General features: G+C 35.1%; 17 protein-coding genes. 12 read left to right on the top strand and 5 right to left on the bottom strand.

The genetic code is table 11. The annotated features are described in order from the left end of the window. Positions 1-6 precede the first annotated feature (6 nt). The 4 genes from AVL50_RS32340 to AVL50_RS32325 form a co-directional block, all read right to left on the bottom strand. Complete coding sequence (locus AVL50_RS32340; protein ID WP_062622192.1) at positions 7-3915, bottom strand: ATP-binding protein; 3909 nt, start codon at positions 3913-3915, stop codon at positions 7-9. A gap of 153 nt (positions 3916-4068) precedes the next feature. Next, a complete protein-coding gene (locus AVL50_RS32335; protein WP_062622190.1) occupies positions 4069-4311 on the bottom strand; it encodes a hypothetical protein in 243 nt (80 codons plus the stop codon). Positions 4312-4779: 468 nt separating this feature from the next. Next, complete coding sequence (locus AVL50_RS32330; protein WP_157491793.1) at positions 4780-6018, bottom strand: DUF5685 family protein; 1239 nt, start codon at positions 6016-6018, stop codon at positions 4780-4782. 589 nt (positions 6019-6607) lie between these two features. Then, entirely contained in the window at positions 6608-6895 is a 288-nt protein-coding gene (locus tag AVL50_RS32325; protein ID WP_062622187.1) for a putative quinol monooxygenase, read from the bottom strand. A 495-nt stretch (positions 6896-7390) separates the two neighbouring features. Here AVL50_RS32325 and AVL50_RS32315 point away from each other — a divergent pair, with 495 nt between their 5' ends. The 12 genes from AVL50_RS32315 (at position 7391) to AVL50_RS32255 (ending at position 17391) form a co-directional block, all read left to right on the top strand. Beyond that, complete coding sequence (locus AVL50_RS32315; protein ID WP_062622183.1) at positions 7391-7684, top strand: helix-turn-helix domain-containing protein; 294 nt, start codon at positions 7391-7393, stop codon at positions 7682-7684. A gap of 92 nt (positions 7685-7776) precedes the next feature. Next, positions 7777-8064 (top strand): hypothetical protein, encoded by a 288-nt coding sequence (locus AVL50_RS33250; protein ID WP_157491791.1) that lies wholly within the window; start codon positions 7777-7779, stop codon positions 8062-8064. A gap of 444 nt (positions 8065-8508) precedes the next feature. Continuing rightward, positions 8509-9027, top strand: coding sequence for a hypothetical protein (locus tag AVL50_RS32310; RefSeq protein WP_062622181.1), 519 nt, complete (start codon positions 8509-8511; stop codon positions 9025-9027). Positions 9028-9134: 107 nt separating this feature from the next. Next, positions 9135-9470 carry a hypothetical protein gene (locus AVL50_RS32305; RefSeq protein ID WP_157491787.1) on the top strand — a complete coding sequence of 112 codons (336 nt, stop codon included), beginning with the start codon at positions 9135-9137 and terminating at the stop codon, positions 9468-9470. 278 nt (positions 9471-9748) lie between these two features. Next, positions 9749-10426 (top strand): hypothetical protein, encoded by a 678-nt coding sequence (locus tag AVL50_RS32300; RefSeq protein ID WP_062622178.1) that lies wholly within the window; start codon positions 9749-9751, stop codon positions 10424-10426. 30 nt (positions 10427-10456) lie between these two features. Then, positions 10457-10927, top strand: coding sequence for a DUF6314 family protein (locus AVL50_RS32295; protein ID WP_062622176.1), 471 nt, complete (start codon positions 10457-10459; stop codon positions 10925-10927). 76 nt (positions 10928-11003) lie between these two features. Next, positions 11004-11327 carry a hypothetical protein gene (locus tag AVL50_RS32290; RefSeq protein WP_062622174.1) on the top strand — a complete coding sequence of 108 codons (324 nt, stop codon included), beginning with the start codon at positions 11004-11006 and terminating at the stop codon, positions 11325-11327. A gap of 17 nt (positions 11328-11344) precedes the next feature. Further along, positions 11345-11686, top strand: coding sequence for a hypothetical protein (locus AVL50_RS32285; protein WP_062622168.1), 342 nt, complete (start codon positions 11345-11347; stop codon positions 11684-11686). Positions 11687-12166: 480 nt separating this feature from the next. Beyond that, complete coding sequence (locus AVL50_RS32280) at positions 12167-12559, top strand: hypothetical protein (protein ID WP_062622166.1); 393 nt, start codon at positions 12167-12169, stop codon at positions 12557-12559. A gap of 1561 nt (positions 12560-14120) precedes the next feature. Further along, positions 14121-14504, top strand: a complete 384-nt coding sequence (locus tag AVL50_RS32270) for a DUF2750 domain-containing protein (protein WP_062622160.1) — start codon at positions 14121-14123, stop codon at positions 14502-14504. A 73-nt stretch (positions 14505-14577) separates the two neighbouring features. Further along, positions 14578-15096, top strand: coding sequence for a hypothetical protein (locus AVL50_RS32265; RefSeq protein ID WP_062622159.1), 519 nt, complete (start codon positions 14578-14580; stop codon positions 15094-15096). Between the two features lie 993 nt (positions 15097-16089). Further along, on the top strand, positions 16090-17391 hold the full coding sequence (locus tag AVL50_RS32255) for a papain-like cysteine protease family protein (RefSeq protein ID WP_062622156.1): 1302 nt from the start codon (positions 16090-16092) through the stop codon (positions 17389-17391). A gap of 328 nt (positions 17392-17719) precedes the next feature. On the opposite strand, the gene AVL50_RS32250 is transcribed toward AVL50_RS32255, so the two are convergent. Then, positions 17720-24343 carry a PKD domain-containing protein gene (locus AVL50_RS32250; protein WP_062622151.1) on the bottom strand — a complete coding sequence of 2208 codons (6624 nt, stop codon included), beginning with the start codon at positions 24341-24343 and terminating at the stop codon, positions 17720-17722. Positions 24344-24549: the final 206 nt, after the last annotated feature.

The raw sequence follows: 24549 nt of genomic DNA, 5'->3' as shown, positions 1-24549 counted from the left end.
TCGTCATTATAATTTACCTGGTGAAACCCCAAACTCCTTCTTAAAAATGGTATTAAAATAAGCGTAGGAAAAACCAACGGCGTGTGCCGCTTCAGTGACATTGTATTTTTCTTCAATCAATAAACGATACGCTTCTTTCAATTTCTCTTTTCGGATATATTCTGAAGGCGTTACATTGAGCAAACTTTTTAATTTACTATTCAGTGTAGTACGACTTACTTTCATTTTCTCCGCTACAAAATCAACAGCTAATTTTTCATTTTGAATTTCTTGTAAAATGATTTTATTGAGCAATTTAATAAAACGCTGATCTTGCTGATTGAGGCCTTTTAAATCTAAGGGTTGTCCTTTCTGGAAGCTTTTCTTTAACTGCTGACGAGTATTCAATAAGTTTATTATTTTAAAATACACTATTTTATTCTCAAAAGGCTTTTCGATATAATCGTCTGCTCCAACCTCTAGGCCTCTTAATTGATCTTCCACTTCATTGAATGCAGAAAGCAACACCACTGGAATGTGAGAAGTGGCAAGATCTGATTTCAAGAGCTTACACATCTCTACACCATTCATGACCGGCATTTGATAATCTGTAATGATCAAATCTAGGGTATTGGCTTGTGCATACATCAAACCCTCCTGTCCATTTTTCTTACAAACCACATTAAATTCTTCTTTAAAAAGATCGGCGATGTAGTTTCTAATTTCTTCGTCATCCTCTACAATTAAGAGTTTTCCATCAACAGTTGAGGGGAAATTCAAGGTGTTATTTTCTTTCTCATTGACCTGGTTGTTTTCAACAGACTGTTTTGTATTAGATGCTTCTACATTCGGATGAAGTTTAGGAATTTTCACTGTAAAAGTACTTCCCTGTCCTAACTGACTATCTACTGTAATTTCACCTTGATGGGCACTTACAATGCGTTGAGAAAGTTCCAAACCAATCCCAAAACCTGCGTGTTGTGAAGGATTGGAGGCATAGAAACGATTGAAAACCCGATCTACTTCTTCTTCACTCATTCCTTTGCCATTATCCTTAATTATAATCATAGTTTCCCCATCAATCTGATCACATGAAACATTGATTTCTCCTCCTGTTTCTGTAAACTTTAAAGCATTACTTATCAAGTTGGAGAGTACTTTTTCCATCATTTCTCTATCCATCACTGAAATAATATCCTTGTTAGAACAGAGAAGATGCATTGAAATATTTTTCGTTTCAGCTTCATAACTAAACCAATCACAAGTACTTCCGACCACATCATAGAGATCTACTTCCTCCAATTTGAGATGAAGGTTATTTTGCTCCGCTTTTCTAAACAACAAAAGTTCATCAACCAAAGAGGAGAGTCGTTTGGCACTTTTCTGAATAGTCCTCAAACTTTTTTGAGTGGGCAGATCAAATTGTCTATTTTCTAAAATGGTATTGAGCGGACCTAAAATCAGTGTCAATGGCGTTCGTATTTCGTGTGTGATATCAGTAAAAAAACGAAGCTTTGTTCGGCTAATTTCTTCTGTATTCTGTTGCTCCAACCTAGCTATCACTGCTGTATTTTTGAGGTGAAGCTGCACCTTAATAATCCATATAGAAAGTACAAATAAGAATAGAAACAATAGCGTGAAACCAATAATAGCGGTAGTGGTTTTATACCATGGCAATGGAACTATCAACCAAGGGCTGTACGTTACTTCAGACCAATCTGAAAATGGTCTTGTAACCTTAACTTTAAAACGATACTTTCCAGAAGGCAAGTGATGGTAAATCGCCTTCGGTTCGGTCAGGTGAGAATATTGAAAACCTTTGTCAAAACCTTCTAGCTGATAAGCATAAGTATAGCTTTCTGCATTACTCAATTCGGGTGTGAAAAAGTGAATCTCAAAACTATGGTCTTTGATCTTAATTTCGTTTTCTTCTATTTTATTAAATAAAGCTACCTTTTGTTCGCCCATTAAAAAATCCGAAAATTGAGGGGCTGGCAGAGTATTTTTCTTATTTTTCAAATTATCTGGGTGGAAATAGGTAAAGCCCTTAACTCCTCCAAAAAAAAGTGTACCGTCCTTTGCTCTAAAACTTGATCGGTAACAGAATTGATTTCCTAAAATACCGTCTTCTGTACTGTATTTCTTAAATGTTTTAGAAGGTTTATGGTAAGCAATCAAACCACTATTAGTACTGAACCAAAGTGTTGTTTGGGTTTGATCGTCCATCATACTGTACACCACTTTCACATCCAAATATTCCGGCAACTCTACCTCTATGATTTGCTCATTTCCTTTTTGATAGTAGAATAATCCATCTCCGTAAGTTCCAATCCAAATTACACCTTGGTGATCTTGATACAAACAATTGATCCTTGCATCTTCCAATCCAGCATTTTTGATTCCATCTTGATACGCCTGCACTTTATCTTTAAATGAAGCATCAAAAACCTGAAGGCCTTGTCCACTTCCTAACCAAAAGTACCCCGTGGCCCTGTCCTTTTCAATACAATACAATTGCCTTCCATCCACTCTATCAATTTTAAATTCCTGTTTTTCTTCACTAAACTGATAAATATGCGACGCACCTACCATATAGACTTTTTGCTCCACAGAATCCACCAAGAAATCATTGACTGCCATATAATGTCTTCTTTTGGTTTGCTGAGAAAACTTCTTATTGATAGCCTCTTTTTCGGGGCCTGAAAGCACTTTAACTCCCGTTTGAAGGTGTCCAGTCCATATTCTTCCCCTCCAATCCGCCACTATCGTCAATGCTTTTTTGTCTTTGGTAGTTGCTTCTTTCAAAGTACGGTGAGGTGTTAGGATCCCTGTATTTTGATCAAAAATAAAATAACTTCTATTGTCGGTTTGTATTAATAATTCCGACGCATTAAGTGCAGCAAAACCTCTTACCAAACTGAGTGACTGATCCCCCTTTGTTTGATAAGTCACACTCTTGAATGGTTTATCGCTATTTTCTAATTGATAGAATCCCTCTTTCCAAGTTGTACCCCAAATATTATGATATTGGTCTACTGCTACTTTCACCGTTTCATGTGATGAAATACATATCGCTTTTAGCGACTTTTTACCAATATCCGTTTTATTGATTTTGTACAATTTTGAATTCATACAGATAAGATAATCACCTTGATAAGTGACTATATCTGAAACATGAATTTTTGAATCATTTTCCGTTACCAAAAAAGGAGTAAGATCGATGGCGTTTGAATACTGAGGAATTCCATTTTTGGCTGGAATGAACCAAATATTATTATTATCTCTCACCCACAGCGTTTCGTCTTCCAAGTATTTTACCAAGGTTGCATTTGTGATTTTCCCTTGCTCTATTTGACTTATTTTTTGAGTAGAAGGTGAATAAGTATACAACCCTTTCCAACCTCCCAATAGCAATTGATTATTGATTGACTCTAACTGAAATATGCTCTCAATCAAAGTCTTTTCTATTACTTTAAATTGTTGATTTTTTGTATTGATTTCAATGAGTTGATCGTTATCTCTGACTGCATAAAGCAAGGAATCATTGAGTTGGGCTAGCTTTGTATATATTCCTACCTGTAATTCTTTATTGACATCAATCCACTGATCTTTTTGATAGTCATAGCAAGCCAAACCTCTATTAGTAGCAATCCAAAATTGATGAGAAGCATCTTCTACCAAAGCATTGATAAAGTGACTTACTTTACCTTCTTTTCTCTCTATATATTTTGTTTCAAACCGATGTCCATCAAATCTATTCAAGCCATTATTGGTGCAAATCCACAAATAATGCATCTTTTGATCGATATATAAATCAGTGACTTCGTTAATCGACAGGCCTTCATTTACCGTGAATTTTTTAGATGAAAATTGACCATAGGCGAAGTTTCCGAAGAGTAAGAGTGTTGTAATTAGTATATATATATTGGTAGTCATTATAACTCAAAAAGTGCATCGTGGTATAACGAAGTTTAAAAAGTAGTTGGATTCAAGCCAAGAATACAACAATCATTTAAGGCTTATAAATATAAGATATAATAATTGAATAAATGACTTGAATCCAAGAGTATATGACCTTCACTTAAAAAATTATCTTGGCACTACATCAATAAAGGCTCTCATCACCTCTAGCCAAAATTGCTCATTTTCTACTTTTTGAGCATCAGGTTCGATATTTGACAAACCTTCCAATTCTTTAACTATTGCTCTATAACGTTTCAACCAAAAAGGGTCCTCCTCATGCTCCAGTGCAAGAGTTTCTCTTAAAAGCTGTATGTTCAACGTTTTTATACTCTGATAAATATCCTGTAGAATTTGTTGTTCGTTAATCATGCGTTTTGAATTTCTCCTTCAACATCAAAGTTAAGTACTAGGACAAAAGTAAACGGACATTTTATTTTATCTTTTTTATCCTACTCTTCGTTAGATTTTTATCGCGTAACTAAGGCTATGCTCTGCAAATCTGCCTTTCGTTAGATTTTTATCGCGTAACTAAGGCTATGCTCTGCAAATCTGCCTTGATTAGAATAAAAAATAACAAGCTAAAATTATCCCTTTTCTTCTGTCCTAGTACTTAAGTACTGTGACAAATGAAAACGAATGTTTCGTTGACCCATAATTGAAATTATGGGCTTTTGGGAAGATAACTCATTGATTAACTTTTGATTATAATATTTGACTTATCCGCTTTTTAATGGGTAAAAAACTATAAATCTTTGAGACAAATCAAGTTGGAAAATGGAATAGCTTCCCATAAGTCCAAGACTTCAAGACATGGTGTACGATATTTTGTCCTAGTACTTAACAATCGCAATCGCAATCACAACAACAACCATCACAGCCACAACAACAGTTACTACAGCAACATCCGTCACAGCAATCACAATCACCACAGTCACATCCACAACCGCTGTTTTCATTACTATTTCCTCCACTATCACCGCTATAAGTACCCTCATTGCTATCACCTCCATCACCAAAGTTGCCAGTATCTCCTGTACTTTCCCCCTCATTATGGCCATCTCCGTGATTACTTCCCTTCATTCCTTCTCCACGCTTATTGGAACCACAACTATTGCTGCCAATTGGTATATCTGGTAAACAATCCAAAAGACAACAATCACAATTATTTTCATCATATCCCTCATCATAATGCTGGTTTTGGTTGTGATGACCTTGTTTTTTGAGTTTCTTTTTCTTGATTATTTTCCCTGAATCAGAAGCATTCAAGTTTCTAATTTTTCTCAGATAACGATTTTTTAACGCTCCTGTAAGGTGAATGTTTTCTAGTACCTCACACAATTGGTTTTGTGCATTTTGAATGGCAGTATTAACAGCATCCAACGTAATTAAATCGCTTTTGAGAATTGGATTAAAATCGTTCTTCTCAGTGTCTTTCTTTAAATCCGTTTTTGCATCGATCAAATACACTAATTGTCCCAGGTAACTTCCTATTTCACCAATCTTTTGAATCATTGCTTCTGACTGATGAATCAACGAAGCTCCAAACTCAAAACATAGCCTTGTGATCTTGGCTGTAGGATCAGTGTATTGCTCCAATGTAAGGTGAGCTGTGGCTTCTAATGTGGTATTTTCATTCAAATGATCTTCTACTTTTTGCAAAGGAAAGTTCATGCCCTGCAATACATTGTAGGCTTTTTTGAAATGATTATGATAGAAAAGTTCACCACCTTGAACCAGCATTTTCTTTACTCCATTATTATCCTCCTTGCTGTCATTGAATTTCACTTTAGTAAGAAAAACATTGAGTGAAGAAGTGAAATTGAAAATGGATGATACCTCTCCGGCTTTTGGTAATTTGAAACATGATCTGTCTAGCTTTTCAATACTGCATCCTCTATTCTTATTGGATAGATCATTCAATATCGCCGATAAGAAAACAATATCGTTATTTAAAAAAAGTCTGCTTTTGTTCCCATAAAGACTGCCAATTGACTTACAAGTACCGCAATAATTGTAATGATGACTATGGACCACATTTGCTTTTTTACAAAGGTTTTGCTCTAATATTCCAAACATGTTTTTTGTTAGTTTCCTATTTTAGTTTAGTACTAAGTTATCGTCAACTTTCATTTGATATTTCTGCAGGCTTTTTAGGTCTTCTTTCAAGCCTCCTTCTTCTTCATTTTTCCTTTGATGAAAAACGAAGCAAAAATCTATGCTATGAAATCAAAAGATTACATTCCTCTCGCTTCAATGATTTTAGACTCACTAAAGCTCAAGCAAGGGGCACTCGTGTCCTACAGATCCTCAGAAATATTCGAAAATTTAGTTTACTATGTAGTACTTATATGGCATTTGTATATGTACTAGAACAAATATAATTATTAATATAAAATGTAATTCATTTTACTATATATTCTTTCCAAACAAAAAAGAACTGTTCATACCTATACACCTTACCATCAAATTTCTATGATTAAAAAAAATGAAAGCCTCCAATAAACACCATGAGCCTATTTATAAAAAGAAAAAAGGCTATCCCAATAATTTCATATCAGTATAGCCTTTAATAATAACTAAGAAATTCTATTTTAAAAGTAAGAGTTAGTTGTTCAATACAATACGAAACCTTCTCCAACAAAAATGGATGTCTTTAACTAGAGAATTAATCTTTAATTTGATAAACTTCCATATCATTTTCCCCTTCAAACCAAGGTGTAACTTTCGTAAAGAAGTCTTTCATATGATCAGTTGCCATATGTTCATCAAGCGCCTCTTGAGATTCCCACTTTTCAAAAAGAAAAAGGTGGTTCGATACAGCATCTTTTTGATAAATACTGTATTCAATACATCCTTTTTCCTGAAGAACTAAAGAAGAAACCTCATTGAAAGCATCAAGAAATGCTTTTTTATATCCCTGCTTTGGAGATGCTTTTACTGTTACGATTATCATTTTATCTCTTTATTTTTCTATACTTACTATTATTTCGCTACAAAATTAGAGACTGACAATTACAGAAAACATTCAATTTCAAAGCAATTCTATCGGATTATAAAGATTGAATGACTTCTCAATTATAAGGCGGATACAAGATTTTATAGAGTCTACTTTCAAGCCTTCATGCTACTTTTTACATATACAAATATACTTGGATAAAGAGCCTTATAATTTATTCCTATTTCGGGACAAAATCCACCTGAACCGCTACCTCCCTACGATTAAAATCATGGCCTCTTGGGTGGTCACCAAAAGCAATAGACTTTTATATTCAAAAACAATCGTTGAGAATAAGCCAAGAGAAAGGCAAAACCACCCAAAAGCCTATAATTTCAATTATCGGTTTACAGATGAAAGCAAAAAACATCATAAATGGTTTGATTCTTGATCTATTCGTATTACATTGAAAGAGCTTAACGAAATTATAAAACTGACTGTTTAACGAATCTCATGAAAAACCTTCAACTCTATCATAGAAAAGTCATCCAACGTCTTATTGAAGATAAAAGTTTTACCGTAGCAGAAATTGCAGAAGGTTTAGAGGTTTCTCCGTCTACAATCTATCGTGAGTTAAAAAGAAATACCAATCCAAAAACCAAGAAATATGAAGCCGAGTACGCTCATAAATTATTTTTAGCAAGAAAGAAATACGCCGGCTCCAAAAAGAAAAATCCATTCAGAAAAGAAATACCAATCCAAAAACCAAGAAATATGAAGCCGAGTACGCTCATAAATTATTTTTAGCAAGAAAGAAATACGCCGGCTCCAAAAAGAAAAATCCATTCAGACATCATCCAAGAAGAAACAACGATTACCAACTCTACGCCCAAAGGCGATTGATCTACTGGTATTCTGATCAATATTATAAACTAAAATTACCCAATAGGTGGAAAGACGATTTCCATGTTCCAAAAAGATATACTTACCGCCTCGGTAAAAAGTATTTCAATCACAACAACGATTGGGAATACTACGATCTTTGGATGGAACATCTCCAACTCCTCAGAAGACAGCAATCACAACCCAGCACTAAGTATTATTGGTTGCGTGAACTGATCAAAGATCAACCACAATTCAAACTCTGGAAGAACCCAACCGTTCTGAAATGGAAGACCTACGTATAATCCATTCATTTTTCATTAAAATTCATCTCAACTTACCTATTTCCACTCACTTCACTCCACAATTTTTCACAACGCTCCCTCTTCAGGGATTTTTTTATGCCCAAATTTTCCGAAGTCAAACCCAAATTCAACAATTACTCGAAGTTGAAAAGATAATTTGCATTTGCTCACGAATTGATTTGAAAAAAATATTTTTTGAACGTCGATTGGTTGATTCAAAAAAATCCATTCTTGTTTTGTAATACATAAACCTGTAAATTCAGATTATCTTTCAACAATCTAACTGCAAACTTATTTTTCATGGGAAGTTGAGAGTACTTTTTACTAATGGATATATGGCTATGTCCGTTAAATTTTGAAGGATAAACGTTATTGTGTTTATCCAATGTTAGCTACCATATGAAAACGAGACTACGGAAAATATTGATAAGAATTCACTTTGCCATGTTGTCGGTAGCAATTTTGAACGCACTTATCAATTTGTTGACAGCATACAGCCTCGAAGGGAACATAGAATTTGGAGTTAAGATTTTGGCGGTTGTCAGCGGACTAATACTTTTCTTTTTCTACTTGAAACCATTTAAGAAGATAAGCTTCTATTTCTCGATTTATCCAACGATTGGAGTTCTGTTGATACTCGGACTAATTTTTCGTGGAATATTTTGGGCATTAGTTATATCAGTAATCTTGTTCCCTTTGATTCCTGAAGACAAAGAATTTGAAAAAAGCGGAATTATCATTTCGACCCCATTTCAAGGATTTATGGCACCTTGTTGTTCTTACCAAATTAAAGAACGTCAACTACTGATATTTGAGAAAGATTACGGAGAATGGGAATTAAAAGGAGAAGGGCCTATTGACTTTGAAAAAGTAAAGATTAATTCCAACGAAAAAGAAATCGAAATAATTTATTCGACAGACTTTGACGAAGGAATTATGAAGAAAAAAATAATAAAACGGTAGCTAGTCGAGTAAGCTAGGGGAATCTCACCCCTAACTTCTCACAGAACCGTACGTGAACCTCTCAATTCATACGGCTCTTCGAGGCTGTCAAAGTAATGATTCCCATATTGACAGCATTTATTACAGTCTACTTTGGCGGAATAGGAAAAATATGGGTTAAGCCCGAATGGAAATTTAATCGATCAGATACTTCCTGGATTATTGGAATCAGTACTTTTGCAATACTATCGTTTGGCTCATGGGCACTTACTCTGGCTGGAGGAATTATCTCAACTTCTGGAACATCTGGATTTACAATTCCCGTAAACAATGTAGATGCATTAACTATGGCAAGAATATTTATGTCAATTGGTTATTGGGCTTTTATTGGAGTTCTGATAACATCGGGACTTTACTATTATCGAATCTTGATTAAGTTAAAAGAAATTAGTCGGGTAAGCTAGGGAAATATCACCCCTAACTTCTCACAGAACCGTACGTGAATCTCCCCATACACTGTTTGTAGTATCAAGCCGATAGGCGTTACTACGAACCCTATTATTGTTTAAGTTTGCAACTTATAACAATAATATTGTAATACAATGTGTCAGGTTATAAGTCAAAGACTTTAACAATTTGAAAGTTCTTAGTGGCGCCTGACGGCTTAACACCAAGAACAGAAAAGAATTTTGAAGGATAAACGCCTTTGTGTTTATCCAATGTTATCTACAAATAAGACAACATGAAAAAAATATTAGCTCTTATACTACTTTTAGGAATTTGGATAAACGTAAATGCTCAAAGCGATGAAAGTTTGATTCAATTTCTTTATAAATTGGATGAAATTGCTATTGAAGAAAATATATATTCCTTAAAATCTGTATTGAACGATACTATTTTTGAAAGTAATGATATTTGTGGATATCCTGGTTGCACTAAAGAAGAATTCTTTAATTTTCATTTCACCTCTGATACCGTAAATAATGATTGGGAAATACTGCGACAGTCAATTCAATATGGATTCGTTCATATCAGTCTAGACAGTGCAATTGTTCAATTTAGTAATGTTGTAGATGTTTACGAAGGTCCAGCTTACTTGAGAGAAATTGATATCAATTCGGAACTAGCTATTCTAGAAAAGAATACTGAAATAAAAGAAAAACCGGAACAGGAATCAAAAACAATAGTGACGGTAGATTCTGGTTTTTACTCATGTAATTGTTGTATTTATAATCAAACTGATGAAGATACAATAGAAGATGATAAGGGAAATTTTTGGATTAAGGTTCAATTAGAAAATAATCAATCAGGCTTTATTTTGAAGCAAAATACGTCACAACGAGCAATGAAAATTTTAACTCTTGGTAAAATTGGAAACGAATGGAAAATCATAGCGTTTTATTTTGGAGAAAGATGTTAATAAAATATTATCAGTAATAGAAGTACTTTTATGAATAATAAACTAAACAACATTTTTCAGAATTTAGAAGGAGTTTGGACTCTGAACAGGACAATCCTTAATGTAATTGATAACAATACTGAAACAGCGGAAGGTGTAGCAATATTCTTCAACAAAAACTTAAACGATTTGACTACTTTGAATTATGAAGAGAAAGGAAGATTATCAATTCAAAATGGTCAAAAACATATAAACTTTAACCGAAAATACATCTATAGATTAAAGGAAGAAAGTATTGATATTATTCTAGATGATGGTGTGACAAAGGGTAAATTGTTTCAAACATTATTTCCTAATGACGATATGAATGATTTTAATAGCACAGAACATATTTGTAGACTTGATAAACATAATGGAAAACATATCATACATAATGAATCTTCATTTAGTAATGAATATACGGTAAAAGGTCCCAATTCTGATTTGAAAATAAAAACGCACTATGTGAAGAATAATAACTAATAAAATACTGTATGAAACCCGCATTCGAGTGACACATCCTCTCACATAATTAAACTATCTCGTAAGCATTCATGATATGAAAAATATTCCACTGATTTTACTAATAACTATATCAACAATTTCTTGTACTGACTTTAAATGGAATGGTAAATGGGAAGATTGTGATGAGCTCTGTATTGTCTATTATTCTGCCCAAAAGAAATTAATGAAAGAAAGGGAATTGTATGATAGAGACTTTCCAAGTAAAGAGGAACGAAGGCAACACATAACTAAAACCGAAACTGGACATAAAATAAAATCGTGGTTCCAAAGTATTAAAAATACTGATACATCTACTATCCAGTTCTCTTGTGAAGTGCTTTTTGATAAGGAAAAAAAGGGTACTCGATCAATAATTTAAAAATAAAAGAGCCAAGCTTGGTTACAAATTCAACTAAAATACTTGAAAATGATACTATAGTGGTTGAATTAGAATATTATGGATGGTTATGTCCCTGTCCTCAATGGATAACAAAAAAGAACAAGATAATTTACGAATCAACGAACGCTGTTAATAAAGATAAGGATTTAAGCTTATTTTGGAATATAAAGCCAGCGAATGATAGTTTACCAAGTCCATTTGATTTGACAGATGATATGGAAAACCTAAGGTTTAAATTTACAGGACAGTTTTATGTTAATCCTCAATTTCTTGGAGATGAAGGAGAAAAAGAACCAGCAAAGACTTTATTGTATTATTCTGTAAAACACTTGAAATAAAAAATGAAATGCTAATACGTTATATAGCAATTAGGACATTCAGTAGTTTACTAAAGTGAATTACCATTTGTCAGCACTACCAAATCATTGATTTGGTTCGGGGTTAATTTGAAAGTTCAGTATTTTCTACTACTCGCTCCCATACACTGTTCGTAGTATCAAGCCGATAGGCGTTACTACGAACCCTATTATTGTTTAAGTTTGCAACTTATAACAATAATATTGTAATACAATGTATCGGGTTATAAGTCAAAGACTTTAACAATTTGAAAGTTCTTAGTGACGCCTAACGGCTTAACACCAAGAACAGAAAAGGGATAAACGCCTTTGTGTTTATCCAATGTTTGGTGCAATAACAAAGAAAATACAATTGGGCATAATCGGTAATTGATTATATTTAGACTTGTCAATTCAATCTAAAGTCTCGATATATAAGAACAAATAGAAACATACAAATAAGTGAAATTAAACTTCTAATAAATGACTTATACAGAAAAATTGATAAAAACTAAAGATCTCTACCCTTTTGAAAAATGGAGAGGTTACTTCTATCCTAACGAAGAAGAAGATTTAGATGGAATGGAACAATACACAGAAGAAAACTGTGCCACTGCTCAAAAAATATTTGAAGAATTAATAGATAAATTGATTCAGATTGGTGAGGTAGGAAATAAAAAAGATAAGGAAAAAGCTTTCGAAACAGCTATAATTTCACTTAATAATCTAAATGAGGAAACTGGAGATTGTTTGATTGAAACGGGTGAAAGAGAAGATTTATGTGAATTAATTGATGAAATATGCAATGCAACAGGATTAAATACAGATGACTATGCAGAAGGGGATGGAATTGCAGATTTATGGCGAGAATGGTAAATAAAATTAAAAATACGGCACCGAATATCAATTTAACCCCACACTGTTCCTACACTGTTTGTAGTATCAAGCCGATAGGCGTTACTACGAACCCTATTATTGTTTAAGTTTGCAACTTATAACAATAATATTGTAATACAATGTGTCAGGTTATAAGTCAAAGACTTTAACAATTTGAAAGTTCTTAGTGGCGCCTGACGGCTTAACACCAAGAACAGGTTGTCTATATTGTTGAAAATAATACGCTCTACTTCATAATAAAATTAAAAATACGGCACCGAATATCAATTTAACCCCACACTGTTCCTACACTGTTTGTAGTATCAAGCCGATAGGCGTTACTACGAACCCTATTATTGTTTAAGTTTGCAACTTATAACAATAATATTGTAATACAATGTGTCAGGTTATAAGTCAAAGACTTTAACAATTTGAAAGTTCTTAGTGGCGCCTGACGGCTTAACACCAAGAACAGGTTGTCTATATTGGGTACACACATAAAAGCTAAAACTGCATGTCTCGTACGATGTTGCCTTGCTCGTAATCCAGCAAATCTGTCATACTACAGTGGTAATTTCATTATGAAGTAGAGCGTATTATTTTCAACAATTATTATAAAAAATATACATGAGCTTTGATAAAAGATTAATATTATTTTTTCTATATGTTCCTTTACTAGGTATAATAAACCCTATCCTTCACACACAATTTTATTCTAAAGATGTAAATGGGCTTCTTGGAACTTTATCAATATTTTGGCTAACATTAATATGGAATGCTTTTATTTATTCTTTCACGTTAAATAAGAATGATATTTTGAAATATACTCCATTATGTCTTAGTATTATGTTGTTATTAGTGGGTATGTTGAAGTCTGATTTTTTCTTAGAAAGACATTTTGCAATACTAAATATTATTTATGCCTTAATATATTTAATAGTCAGAAAAATTTGGCAGAAGAAAATACAATTATAAAAATATATAATTGATAGCTGATAATAAACTAAAACAAAGCCTAAAAAGCATAGTGATATTGGTAAAATTGATGAATAGTTGTGTGTAAATATACCCGCCACAAATTGAAAAAAATAAAAGACTTCTTAGCTAGAATTAAACTTTTAGAAATTGAAAAAGAGATTATTTTTATACCCTACACTATTCGTAGTATCAAGCCGATAGGCGTTACTACGAACCCTATTATTGTTTAAGTTTCAAACTTATAACAATAATATTGTAATACAATGTGTCGGGTTATAAGTCAAAGACTTTAACAATTTAAAAGTTCTTAGTGACGCCTAACGGCTTAATACCAAGAACAGAAGAGTCAAACTGTAGAAAGTCCTCTCCTTTCAACCTTAAAAACACTAGGAGATAACTTCAAGTTTTATTGACAATAATTTAGATTGGCAATATGACACAACTTTTGTAGCATCTAAGGAGATAATTTTAGTCGAATAAGTTAGACTGAATTTTTAAAATACTATTACATTAAAATCTAAACTCGGTGTATTGGGTAACGCTCTCTTTCATGTAGTTTAGGAATTACGAATACAAAAATTATATGAACGAGCAGAAAATAAAAAACGTCTTTGCTCTCGATTCAAAAGAGAGATATGGCTACTTGTTAAGAAAAATTGCTGATTTTGAAACAATCTATCTCATCGCAGACAATGATGAAGAATATGTTATGATTGGCTCTAATGGTATTAGTGTTTTACCTGTATGGCCTGAAAAGGAGTTTGCTGAATTATTCTTGACTGACACTTGGAAAAATTGCAAAGTGATTGAATACGATATTTATGATTTTATGGATTGGTTAGATGAACTAGAAAAAGATAAAATTGAATTAGCAGGTTTCCCGAATTCTGATTTTAATACAGTTCATGTTTCTGCATTGGATATGAAAAATCATTTAATATTAGAATTAAATCAGTACGAACAATGAAAAGCTAGGCAGAGTTAAACATTGAATTTGCTCACTTTGATAACAAGATTAATTAATAGTCGAAAATAAGTTTATGGAAAATGCAATAGAAAATAGAATTCCGATTCATGTAGACTTAGAGCCAAATCGCGATGAAGTTTATTCAGGGATTTGTTTAAAAGAAAATAGCGAAGTCTTCATTTTTATATGTTTTAATGATGAGAAAAAAGAATATGATGGATACGCTATTTTGAGAAGTCAAGAAATAGAGAAGTATCGGTATTGGGATAATGAGGAACTTAGCGATATTAAGAATAATAACTACAAAGATTTCCTCAATAAATTACCTCTGGGTGAAATGAATTCATTCCAAGATTGTTTAGTTAAACTAAAAGAAAAGGAATTGATAGCTATTTTTACATCAGACGATAATGATTCGTATTATGTTGGGAAAATTAAAAATATATCTGATAAAAAGGTAACGTTAAAGTTATTAAGTGAGTCTTCAGAATGGCTGGATGACATAGAAATAGTAATCGACGATATTACATATATTGGATTTGATAGTAGCTATGAGAAAAAATTAATTAAAAATGTATTACAAAGATCATGAAAAGGTGTCTCTCATTTTTTATTTTACTAATTCATTCAACTCATACATACTCACAAGATACAGTAAAATACATTGGTACTATCAATAATTTAATTATTTACGAATCAATAGAATTGTATTCAGATAGTACTTTTAAATGGACATCTGAATATGATTTATCTTGGAGTGAATATGGACAATACCAAATCATAAATGATTCTTTAATACTATCATATGATGTTGTATCACAACCACAAAAAGTCGAAATATATGAGATCGAGAATGAATTTTTATATCGGCTAGATGAAAAAAATCGAAGAATAATAAGAAAAAAAGATAAGTCTATTCGGTCAAAGTGGAGTTGGCTAAATGGATTTAAACATAAATATGTAATTAAAAAAGTAGCTAATTGAATAGACCACACCGCCAATAAATGAAATCGGCACGAGATAGCTACCATCCAATTAAGGATACAAACAAATTTTTAAAGCAACTTCGTAACTGCACCTGCACTATTCGTAGTATCAAGCCGATAGGCGTTACTACGAACCCTATTATTGTTTAAGTTTGCAACTTATAACAATAATATTGTAATACAATGTGTCGGGTTATAAGTCAAAGACTTTAACAATTTGAAAGTTCTTAGTAACGCCTGACGGCTTAACACTAAGAACAGAAGAGTCAAATTGTAGAAAGTCCCCCCTTTCAACCTTAAAACACTAGGATGCGGATACTGAAACTAAAAGAGTTATCTCTACAGCTTGCTCACAAATTGATTTTGAAAATTATCTTTTAAAACATTGGCCTAGTCTTTTGAAGAAATCCCTTCTTGTTTTGTAATACAATAATCTATAAATTGTAGAAAAGCATTCAACAATCTAATAACAAACTAATTCTTTTATAGGGAGTTGAGAATATTTTTCACTAATGGATATATACCATATCGTGTATATCTATTCAATTTTAAAAGATAAACGTTATTGCATTTATTCAATGTTACATACAATAAACTAAATGAGAAGAAATAAATTAATAATTAAAATTGTAGCTGTTATCGTATTTTTGATAATGAGTACTATAGTTTGTAAAATCTATTTTAGCGATAATACCTCATTATCTTATATATTGGAAGAGAGTGATTTTTCTCAAACTAGTCCTCCAAATAATTTGATTGCACCGGGAACAATTGCTTTAGTTGAAGAAGGTAAAAAAGGAGTATTAAAAATAATTTGTCCTTGTGAAAATGCTTTAGGAGACTCAATAAGAAATTATTTTATTAAATCACCCTCAGCAGATATAAATTTATTCAGTCAACTCGAAGGTGACTTTAGCCTTGACTTGTCTTTCATGAATAAATTTACATCAGAATCAAAGTCAAGCATAGTAAAAAAAATAACACTAAAACTTTCTAATGTAAAAATATTGGAACTTCCAGATGATGCTGTATTTAAAAATATTAAATATAGGTCACCCTACTGTACACAAGCAATTAATAAGCGTCTAGCTTCAGGAAAAAGGGTTACTATGATAAAAAGAGTTATTCAAGCAGATGCTGAATATATAGTTGACTTCGAAGATAGACTTTCTCAAAGTGACACTCTTAACTTAATGAAAAATTTGGCATTAGAATTAACGGGAGGATCATCTATAAAAGAAAAAAATATAATAATAGGTAAAAACCTATTTTGGGGAGTAGATGATGATATAGCATTAGGTAATTTAAAACCTAATGAGTTGCCTTCTATTGGCTCTAAAAATAGACCAAGATTGACTCAAATAAATAAAGCCTATAAAGTTGAGTATGAAAAAGTAAGTCACTCTGTTAGTCCAATAAAACAACCCTCTGCTATGAGCTGTTGGATTGCCACATATACTATGATGTTATCATGGAAGGAACAGAAAAACTACAAGATAGAAGATGTATTGGATAATCTAGGAGAACCATGGAAATCTTATTATTATGATGATACCGGATTGCCAGCAAAAGCCGTTAAGGATTTTCTATTACAAACAAATTTAAATTTTGAACCTCCCGCTAGTTACACTCTTGAATCCTATATAAATTGGTTAAAAGAAACCGGACCTTTATGGATAATTTCGGGTGACGGTCTCAGCTCTCATGCTAAATTGTTAGTGGGAATTTATGGCGACAATAGTGGAGATATATCAATTTTTGAATTTATTGATCCTGAGACAGGAAAAATTCAAAGGATGGAAATGATGAAATTCATTTCAGAATATGAAAAAGAAGTACGCTTTCTAAATAGGGTGGATAGTGATATACCTTATAGAATTCAGATTATTCACTTCAAATAAAAAGGGATTAGTCGAGTAAGCTAGAAAAATAACCCCTAACTTCTCAAAGGATCGTACATAAATTTCTCTATTCATATGGACCTTGTTATACAAATTACTATAAAAACTGTAATCCAATGATAAAATAAATCTGGAAACTCACGAACCATTTACTCTTCTTTTCTAAAAGCGAGATACCTTTATGTAAAGAACTTATCTGGATCATCTCTATTGGCTGAGTAAGCAGTTAATAATAAAAAGCCCAATGACACAAATTCAATGTCATTGGGCTTTCAATTTTCTAAACGCTATAAATTCACACAGCGTATTTACTAAAATAAATCTGAGATTATCTCACACTCAATCTGATATTTCTTACACCATATTCCGTGTTGATTTTCACCAAATAAAGACCTGTTCCTAATGAACCTATCTGAACTGTTCTTTGGTCTGAACTGATTAGGCCCACACCTTTTAAGTCATAGATGGTCATTGATTCAAATCCTTTTGCGTCCACTGTTACTACAGATGTTGCAGGGTTTGGATAGATCGATACGTTCTCAAGTGCTGTATCTGATTCTAACGAGCTTGCTCTGGAATTTGTGCCTGATCCAACGCTTATATAATCAAAATACATGTAGCCCCAATGCTTGCTGATGGTCACGGTATTACTACCTGCTACTACTTCAACATCAATTGATTTTTCTAACCATGTGTTTGTCGGTCCATCAAATAAGATGCTTCCTAGTGAAGTTCCATTGACATCAACGTATTGGTTTTTATTGCCATGAGGTAAGAGATATGCAATCTTGATGGTTTGTGTTCCTGCTGTGAATGCATTGAAAGTCCAAGTGATGGTTCCTTCACCTTGCATATGAACGTATTCACCTGCGCTTGCTGTAGCATCAGTGACTACTGTAACTGCTGTCAACGTTGCACTTTCAGCTTCAAGAATACTTGCTTCCAATGGTGCTTCTTCTACCACTACTGTTACTTCATCAGTGGCCGTCAAGCCATCGGCATCCGTTACTATTAATGTGATCAGGTGAGTTCCTACTGACAATTCTACTGTTGGGTTACTGCCTGTTGCAATCTCGATTCCCTCTAGCATCCAACGGTAAGAAGCGATAGGACCTTCTGCGTCAGTACTTGCTGTACCATCTAAAACAACTGTTTCCCATCCGTCTTGATCACTGTCTGTTAATTGTTGGTCTATGCCAGCATTCGCTACTGGAGGTGTATTCTCGCTCACTGTGCCTGTGCAAACGGTCAAGTTCTTCAAAGCGTAAGTGACCTCTTGATTGGGTTGGGAAGCGAACGTCAGGTAGAAGGCTAAGTAGGCTTCAGTTGATGTTTGTGATGCTGTAAAGTCAAGATTGTAAGTATTGAATCCTGTTTCAAATGGACCTGTCACTTCAATGCCTGACTGTATTATATCAACTGGTCCTTCGTTATTGTGAGACGAAATCAATGCTACACTCATTGCCGTAACTGCAGGTGTACTAGCCGAGTTGAAATCAAAAGATAATCTGACTGTTTCACCTTGGGTAACCGTCAAAGGAACACCCGATTGCATCAACCATATATCCGTTTTACCCCACATTCTGTGTGTCAATACTAACGCTCCGCCTGCATTGGATAAACCTGAACCATTGTTCTGATCCGACCACTCGTTTCCTAATGACCAATTCGAGGCCAAAGGAGTTGCGTCTGATAGACATCCTGCAGGTAAGATTGTCACCTTTACATTGTCTGAACTGCTGATGCCTTGGTCGTTGGTGACCGTTAAAGTGATCAGGTGTTCCCCTACTGTCAGTGCTACATTTTCTGTAACGCCTGATGCAATGCTTACTCCGTTTTCAGTCCATTCGTAAGCGACAATGGTTTGTTCGCTGTCCGTTGATCCTGTTCCATCTAATGTTACGATCTCTACACCATCTCCGTCATTGTCATTCAAGAATTGGTCTGGGCCAGCATTTGCTGCAATTGATTTTGGAACATCACCATACACTTCGAACTCATAGATGGAATGTCCCCATTCTAAGGCTCTTTGAAGGCCGAACATTCTGATATGTCTTGCATTTACAGCAGGGAAAGTGATAATGTCTTCTCCTCCTACGCCTGCATTGTTGGTATAAACGGTATTCCATGATGCACCGTCTTGTGATACTTGAATTTCATATTGTGAACTGTATGAACCTTCCCAATACAATCTCACCTCATTGACGGAATATTCCTGATCAAATGCTACCGCAATCCAGCTTGGGTCCTCATATAAACTTGACCATCTTGTCAATTGATCCCCGTCATTTACACTTTCTGCGGTATTGGCTCCTTCTTCTACAGAAGACGCAGTTACGGGCTGATAAAGTGCTAAGTTGCCCGTTCCAGGTTCGTTGACACTGACAATAAAGTCATATGCTCTTGATGCCGATGGCGATCCCGAATCGGTAGCCGTTACTGTTACCTTCACCTCTCCTGTAGCGTCGTTTGCAAAAGCCAATGATAACATTCCGTTGCTGACCGATGGAAGCACTACATTTGCCGGCGATGTTTCTACTGTAAAATTCAAGGCCGTACCTTCTGGGTCATTAAAGACTGTATTTAGGTCTGAATACCCTGCCAATGTTGAGGCATTTTTATCTATTCTAAAGCTATTGATCTTACCCACAATAACAGGTTTGTGATTTCTATTTGGATCAATTGCGATATCAAGATAACCATCAATTGTTTTAATACCGGCCAGCATGGCATCTCTATGAATTTCATCGGTATTGTCACCATCATCATAGGTTCTGTACTGCCATCCCCAAGCTCCTGCATAGCCGTTGTTATATAGAATTTTAAATAAATCTTCCTCTGCCACTGAACCCGGCTGATCTTCTACATAAAACTCACCAATGACCAATGGTTTGTCCAGTTCCCAATGGGATGCAGGGTGCACAAACGGAGAGTAAGTGGTACCTGCCCAGCTGTAATAATGCACTTGATAGTAATCCAAAATACCCAATGCATCTCCACCCGCAGCGATTAATTCGGCATCAGAATAATAGTTTTTCTCCACTCCTGAGAAAATATCAGAATTGGCTTTGAACGACCATGCACCATTGGTCACTTTTGCATTTGGATCTTCTCTGTGAATCGCTCCCGAAAGTCTATTGATAAATCGTTGGATGGTTGACATTGAAACGTGGTCTGTAAAGTCCCATCCAAATTCATTACTCATCCCTTCTGGCTCATTGAAAATTTCCCATGACAATAAAGCTTCATGATCTTTCAAACCATTGACCATTGGAATCAGAGCATTGTTGATATAGGCATCAATATTACTTTCTTCCTCCAATAGCTTCTTCGCTCTTTGTGAAACTTCAATGGGGTAATCTCTTGTATTCAACATATCAAACGACCATAAACACAGGTTCAATACTACATTGTGATCGTAGGCGATGTCCAATACATCTCTTAAATCTTGAATCATTGAAGGTTCAAGACCTGATGTGTAACCATTGGCATCTAATTCTGGATTGTTTGCTCCATTGATATGCACCCAAAGTCTCATGGAGTTACCTCCTCTTGTTGCGAAATCAGAAATCGCTTGTTCGTAGTAGGCTAAGTTGGTGGTTTTCTCTCCAAAATCATTGGCGAAATTATACCATGCTAAGTTACCACCGGATAAAAATACAGACTGATTTCCTACTTGAACTCTGTCCATTCTACTAGCGTTGAAGGCTTCTACAACTACAACAACCGTAGTGCTACCTGTTGCTCCTTTATCATCGGTTACAGTTAACGTTACATTGTGAGTCCCTACCGGAAATTCCTTGTTGACAATGGCTCCAGTGTCAAACTCAATGCCGTCTATTGACCACACGTAAGAAACAATTGATCCGTCATCTGTACTTTCTGAGGCATCTAACGTCACCACTTCCACACCATTATTATCTGTATCTGTCACTTTTGGTGAAGTACTTACCGCTACTGGGTTTTGATTTTGTGATGATGACGATGATCTGACTTCAATGACTACCTCATCATTCGCGCTCGCACCTTCATTATCTCTCACTTGCAATTGGATTCTTGTAGTTCCCAAAGGAAGATCCACTGTGATTTGAGGTCCTTCCCCAATAATAACACCAGCGTCAATCCAAGTATAAGAATCAATGGTACCATCTGCATCGCTACTATTAGAACCATCTAATGTCACTGTCGCATAACCATTGCCATTTGTATCATATACCGTTTGATCGTTACCCGCGTTAGCAATTGGCAAGCTGTTGCCTGCTTTGTTCACCGTCACTGTCATTTGATCAGAGGCTGTCGCACCATCATTGTCTGTCACTACTAAAGTGATTTCGTGCGTTCCCTCTGCCAAAGTAACGGTATCAATTACCTGATTTGCGATTTCATTTCCGTTTTCCAACCAAACATAAGAGGCAATAGATCCATCAGCATCAAATGAAGCGCTTCCATTAAGAACAACTTCCTCGAAACCATCTTTATCATCATCTGTCACCGTTTGATCTGCACCTGCATTGGCTACAGGAACACGGTTTGCCCCTGAAGTAATCGCTCCTTTTAAGTTGTCAATTTTGATGGTTCCGCTTCCTGCATCCCCTCCAAAATAAAAGGACATTTGAGTAATTGCTCCCGCTTCTACTACTCCATTAACTTGTCCACCCCATGATGGATTTGCAAAAGCAGAGAAAGGTAAATAAAGTTCTTCACTTCCTCCTAACGTAGTGGAAGCCTCCCAATATTCACCCGAAGCTTCTTGGAATTGTAATAATAATGTTCTTCCTGAATTATCACCTTCCACTAAAAAGCTCAAGCCGTCATAACCTGCAAGGTTGGCATTCATGGTTTTACTTACCCCTGCATAACTATTAAAATCGTATTGTAATATCATACTCTGACCTCCTTCCAAGGCAGAAGACTGATCCAATGTTATCGTCACATTCCCGCCGTTTGGGTTTTGTATCCAAGTATTTTGCAAAGCTGATGAACTCGCGTAGCTTTCAAAATTGTCTACGATTGGGGATGGTAACTGTGTGATGAAGGATTGCGTACCTCCTTCAATTGTTGAGGAGTAAAGTGAATTATAGGCTTCTACAGTCCAGTAATAAGTGGAAAAATAATTTAGGTTTACAGGTGAAGTAAAGCTCGCTTGATCAAGTGCTTCTTCGCTGATAATTGGATTGGACAAATCGCTGTTTGGTGAAACAATTAGTTTGTACAATGTGGCATTATCTGCTGTTGACCAAGAGAAAACAGTATTCTCAACGCTTACTTCATCCGTACCAGGAGAAGAGGGTGTAAATACTCCTAGCGGTGGAGGTGGTGATTGCGTTGCAAATGAATATACTGTATTACTGATTTTACTTCCGATATAATTAAACGCTTCCACTTGCCAGTAATAAGTAGTGTTGTACTCTAGTTTATTAGCCGTAGGAAGAGCGTAATTTACGGATGAAATATCAGCTACGGTTACAACCGGATTGGTTAGATCTGATGATTTAGAAACCGTCAATGTATAATTACTTGCATACTGTGCACTCTCCCATTGGAATACAGGAATTACACTGACATCACTTGATGCATCTGAAGGCGACAGTTTATTAAATGAAGAAGGCGCTGCTTGAATATTCTTCTCCAACATACGCTGACCATGTGCCGTCAACACAGGTGCAGTATGCGGATCAAATCGTGAATACTGATGTCCATCGCCAGGCCATTTCACTCTGTATAACCAAATTTCATCTACAGGAACATTCGTTTCGCAGTCATTCCCAATGTTTAGCGTATACCCTGCCGTAGGTGGTTCTGATGGTGCTGTATTCAATCCAACCAGCATCCAAGAACAGTCGCCCGCCATATCCGTTTCATAAATGATGTCCGTATATGCCTTCATTACTTCCGCTCTTTCAAGGTCTTTGGTCAAATCCCAATCACCTTTATACGCCTTGTCATACTCTTCCATAATACAAGGTTTGTTTAAACCATGGGCTACTTCCACGTGGTACGCAGTCCATACTTTTCCCCATTCCAGGTCCTTGCTCCAGTTGTCCGTTGCATAGTTGTGAATTGTACCAAAGTCAATATTTGGAAGTTGGATCAAGCCTTCCCAATCACCCTGACCACCAGAATATTGCCAGTCGTTGGTAATCAAATCCTGCCCGTTGGCTTCTCTTTCAGCATTGATCTGATTGACTTCATCATAAGAGTAATTAAACAACCCTTCATCCCCCATACTGACCATATGATAAGGATCTAGAGTTTTGATATAAGTCGACATTTCATCTGCCCACTGTACATACGCACCCACAGTAGCGGACGTAGAACGCGCCTCATTGGTCAACTGCCAAGAGAAAATAGTAGGATCATCAGCATACTTTTTCCCAGTTACAGTGTTTGTTCTCGTCACCCAAGATTTCACATACTCTTTGTAAATGTCTTTCATCTGCGGATCCGTGAAAAAATTGTTCGCCGAACCGCCTGTCCATTGAGCGTACTGCTGCATTCCGCCAAAATCCGACCAATAGTTAACGAAAACAGGTATACATTTCAAATCTCTTTTCTCCAATTCCGCCATAATGGAATCGAGATGTACATACCCTGCCTCATTATAAGTGTAGGCATCCGATTGAAGGTTGTAGCCGTCGTGCAGTTTGGCTCCATCCATAAAAAACCACATTCTCACCACTTTCTGGTTCAAACACACCATACCATCCAAGATATCCTTTGCCATATCCATGGATTTGTACATCATGTAGTAGTTGTTGGTCCCCGAAAAATAGTAAGGTTCGGCGTTGCCGTTGCTAGTGTTTCTCAAGAAAACCGTGTCTTGAGCGTATACGATTCCTCTTGGAACGTTTGGATTTTGAGCATAAGAATTGCCCGTACCAATCCCGTAAAGTGAAACGATCATAATCAACCATTTCAAGATGCTTCGCACCTCATTCATTTCAAACTTCATAGTAATATGTTAGTTAATAATAACACTCAAAAGTCCGTATTTTCGACACTTATAAAGTGTAATTTTTTTAAGAAATGGGGGATATTTAAATTATTACACCTTATTGTTTTGGTTTGTTTGTGATAAATAGTTGTGGTTTTGAAGTTGGGTAATGATGGAGGTAAGAATCAAGTGAATTTTAAGTTTTTCTCATTCGTACGCTTCAA

The sequence above is a fragment of the Flammeovirga sp. SJP92 genome (assembly GCF_001583495.1).
Taxonomy (GTDB): Bacteria; Bacteroidota; Bacteroidia; order Cytophagales; family Flammeovirgaceae; genus Flammeovirga.
Note: the sequence above shows the minus strand (reverse complement) of the source record. Positions and strands in the feature narration are given on the sequence as shown.

What these genes read in the sequence shown, in the direction of transcription:
- AVL50_RS32265 (WP_062622159.1), top strand. Translation starts at nt 14,578, where the DNA reads ATGGAAAATGCAATAGAAAATAGAATTCCGATTCATGTAGACTTAGAG.
- AVL50_RS32295 (WP_062622176.1), top strand. Translation starts at nt 10,457, where the DNA reads ATGAATAATAAACTAAACAACATTTTTCAGAATTTAGAAGGAGTTTGG.
- AVL50_RS32270 (WP_062622160.1), top strand. Translation starts at nt 14,121, where the DNA reads ATGAACGAGCAGAAAATAAAAAACGTCTTTGCTCTCGATTCAAAAGAG.
- AVL50_RS32330 (WP_157491793.1), bottom strand. Translation starts at nt 6,018, where the DNA reads ATGTTTGGAATATTAGAGCAAAACCTTTGTAAAAAAGCAAATGTGGTC.
- AVL50_RS32315 (WP_062622183.1), top strand. Translation starts at nt 7,391, where the DNA reads ATGAAAAACCTTCAACTCTATCATAGAAAAGTCATCCAACGTCTTATT.
- AVL50_RS32335 (WP_062622190.1), bottom strand. Translation starts at nt 4,311, where the DNA reads ATGATTAACGAACAACAAATTCTACAGGATATTTATCAGAGTATAAAA.
- AVL50_RS32280 (WP_062622166.1), top strand. Translation starts at nt 12,167, where the DNA reads ATGACTTATACAGAAAAATTGATAAAAACTAAAGATCTCTACCCTTTT.
- AVL50_RS32300 (WP_062622178.1), top strand. Translation starts at nt 9,749, where the DNA reads ATGAAAAAAATATTAGCTCTTATACTACTTTTAGGAATTTGGATAAAC.
- AVL50_RS32340 (WP_062622192.1), bottom strand. Translation starts at nt 3,915, where the DNA reads ATGACTACCAATATATATATACTAATTACAACACTCTTACTCTTCGGA.
- AVL50_RS32250 (WP_062622151.1), bottom strand. Translation starts at nt 24,343, where the DNA reads ATGAAGTTTGAAATGAATGAGGTGCGAAGCATCTTGAAATGGTTGATT.
- AVL50_RS32290 (WP_062622174.1), top strand. Translation starts at nt 11,004, where the DNA reads ATGAAAAATATTCCACTGATTTTACTAATAACTATATCAACAATTTCT.
- AVL50_RS32310 (WP_062622181.1), top strand. Translation starts at nt 8,509, where the DNA reads ATGTTGTCGGTAGCAATTTTGAACGCACTTATCAATTTGTTGACAGCA.
- AVL50_RS32255 (WP_062622156.1), top strand. Translation starts at nt 16,090, where the DNA reads ATGAGAAGAAATAAATTAATAATTAAAATTGTAGCTGTTATCGTATTT.
- AVL50_RS32325 (WP_062622187.1), bottom strand. Translation starts at nt 6,895, where the DNA reads ATGATAATCGTAACAGTAAAAGCATCTCCAAAGCAGGGATATAAAAAA.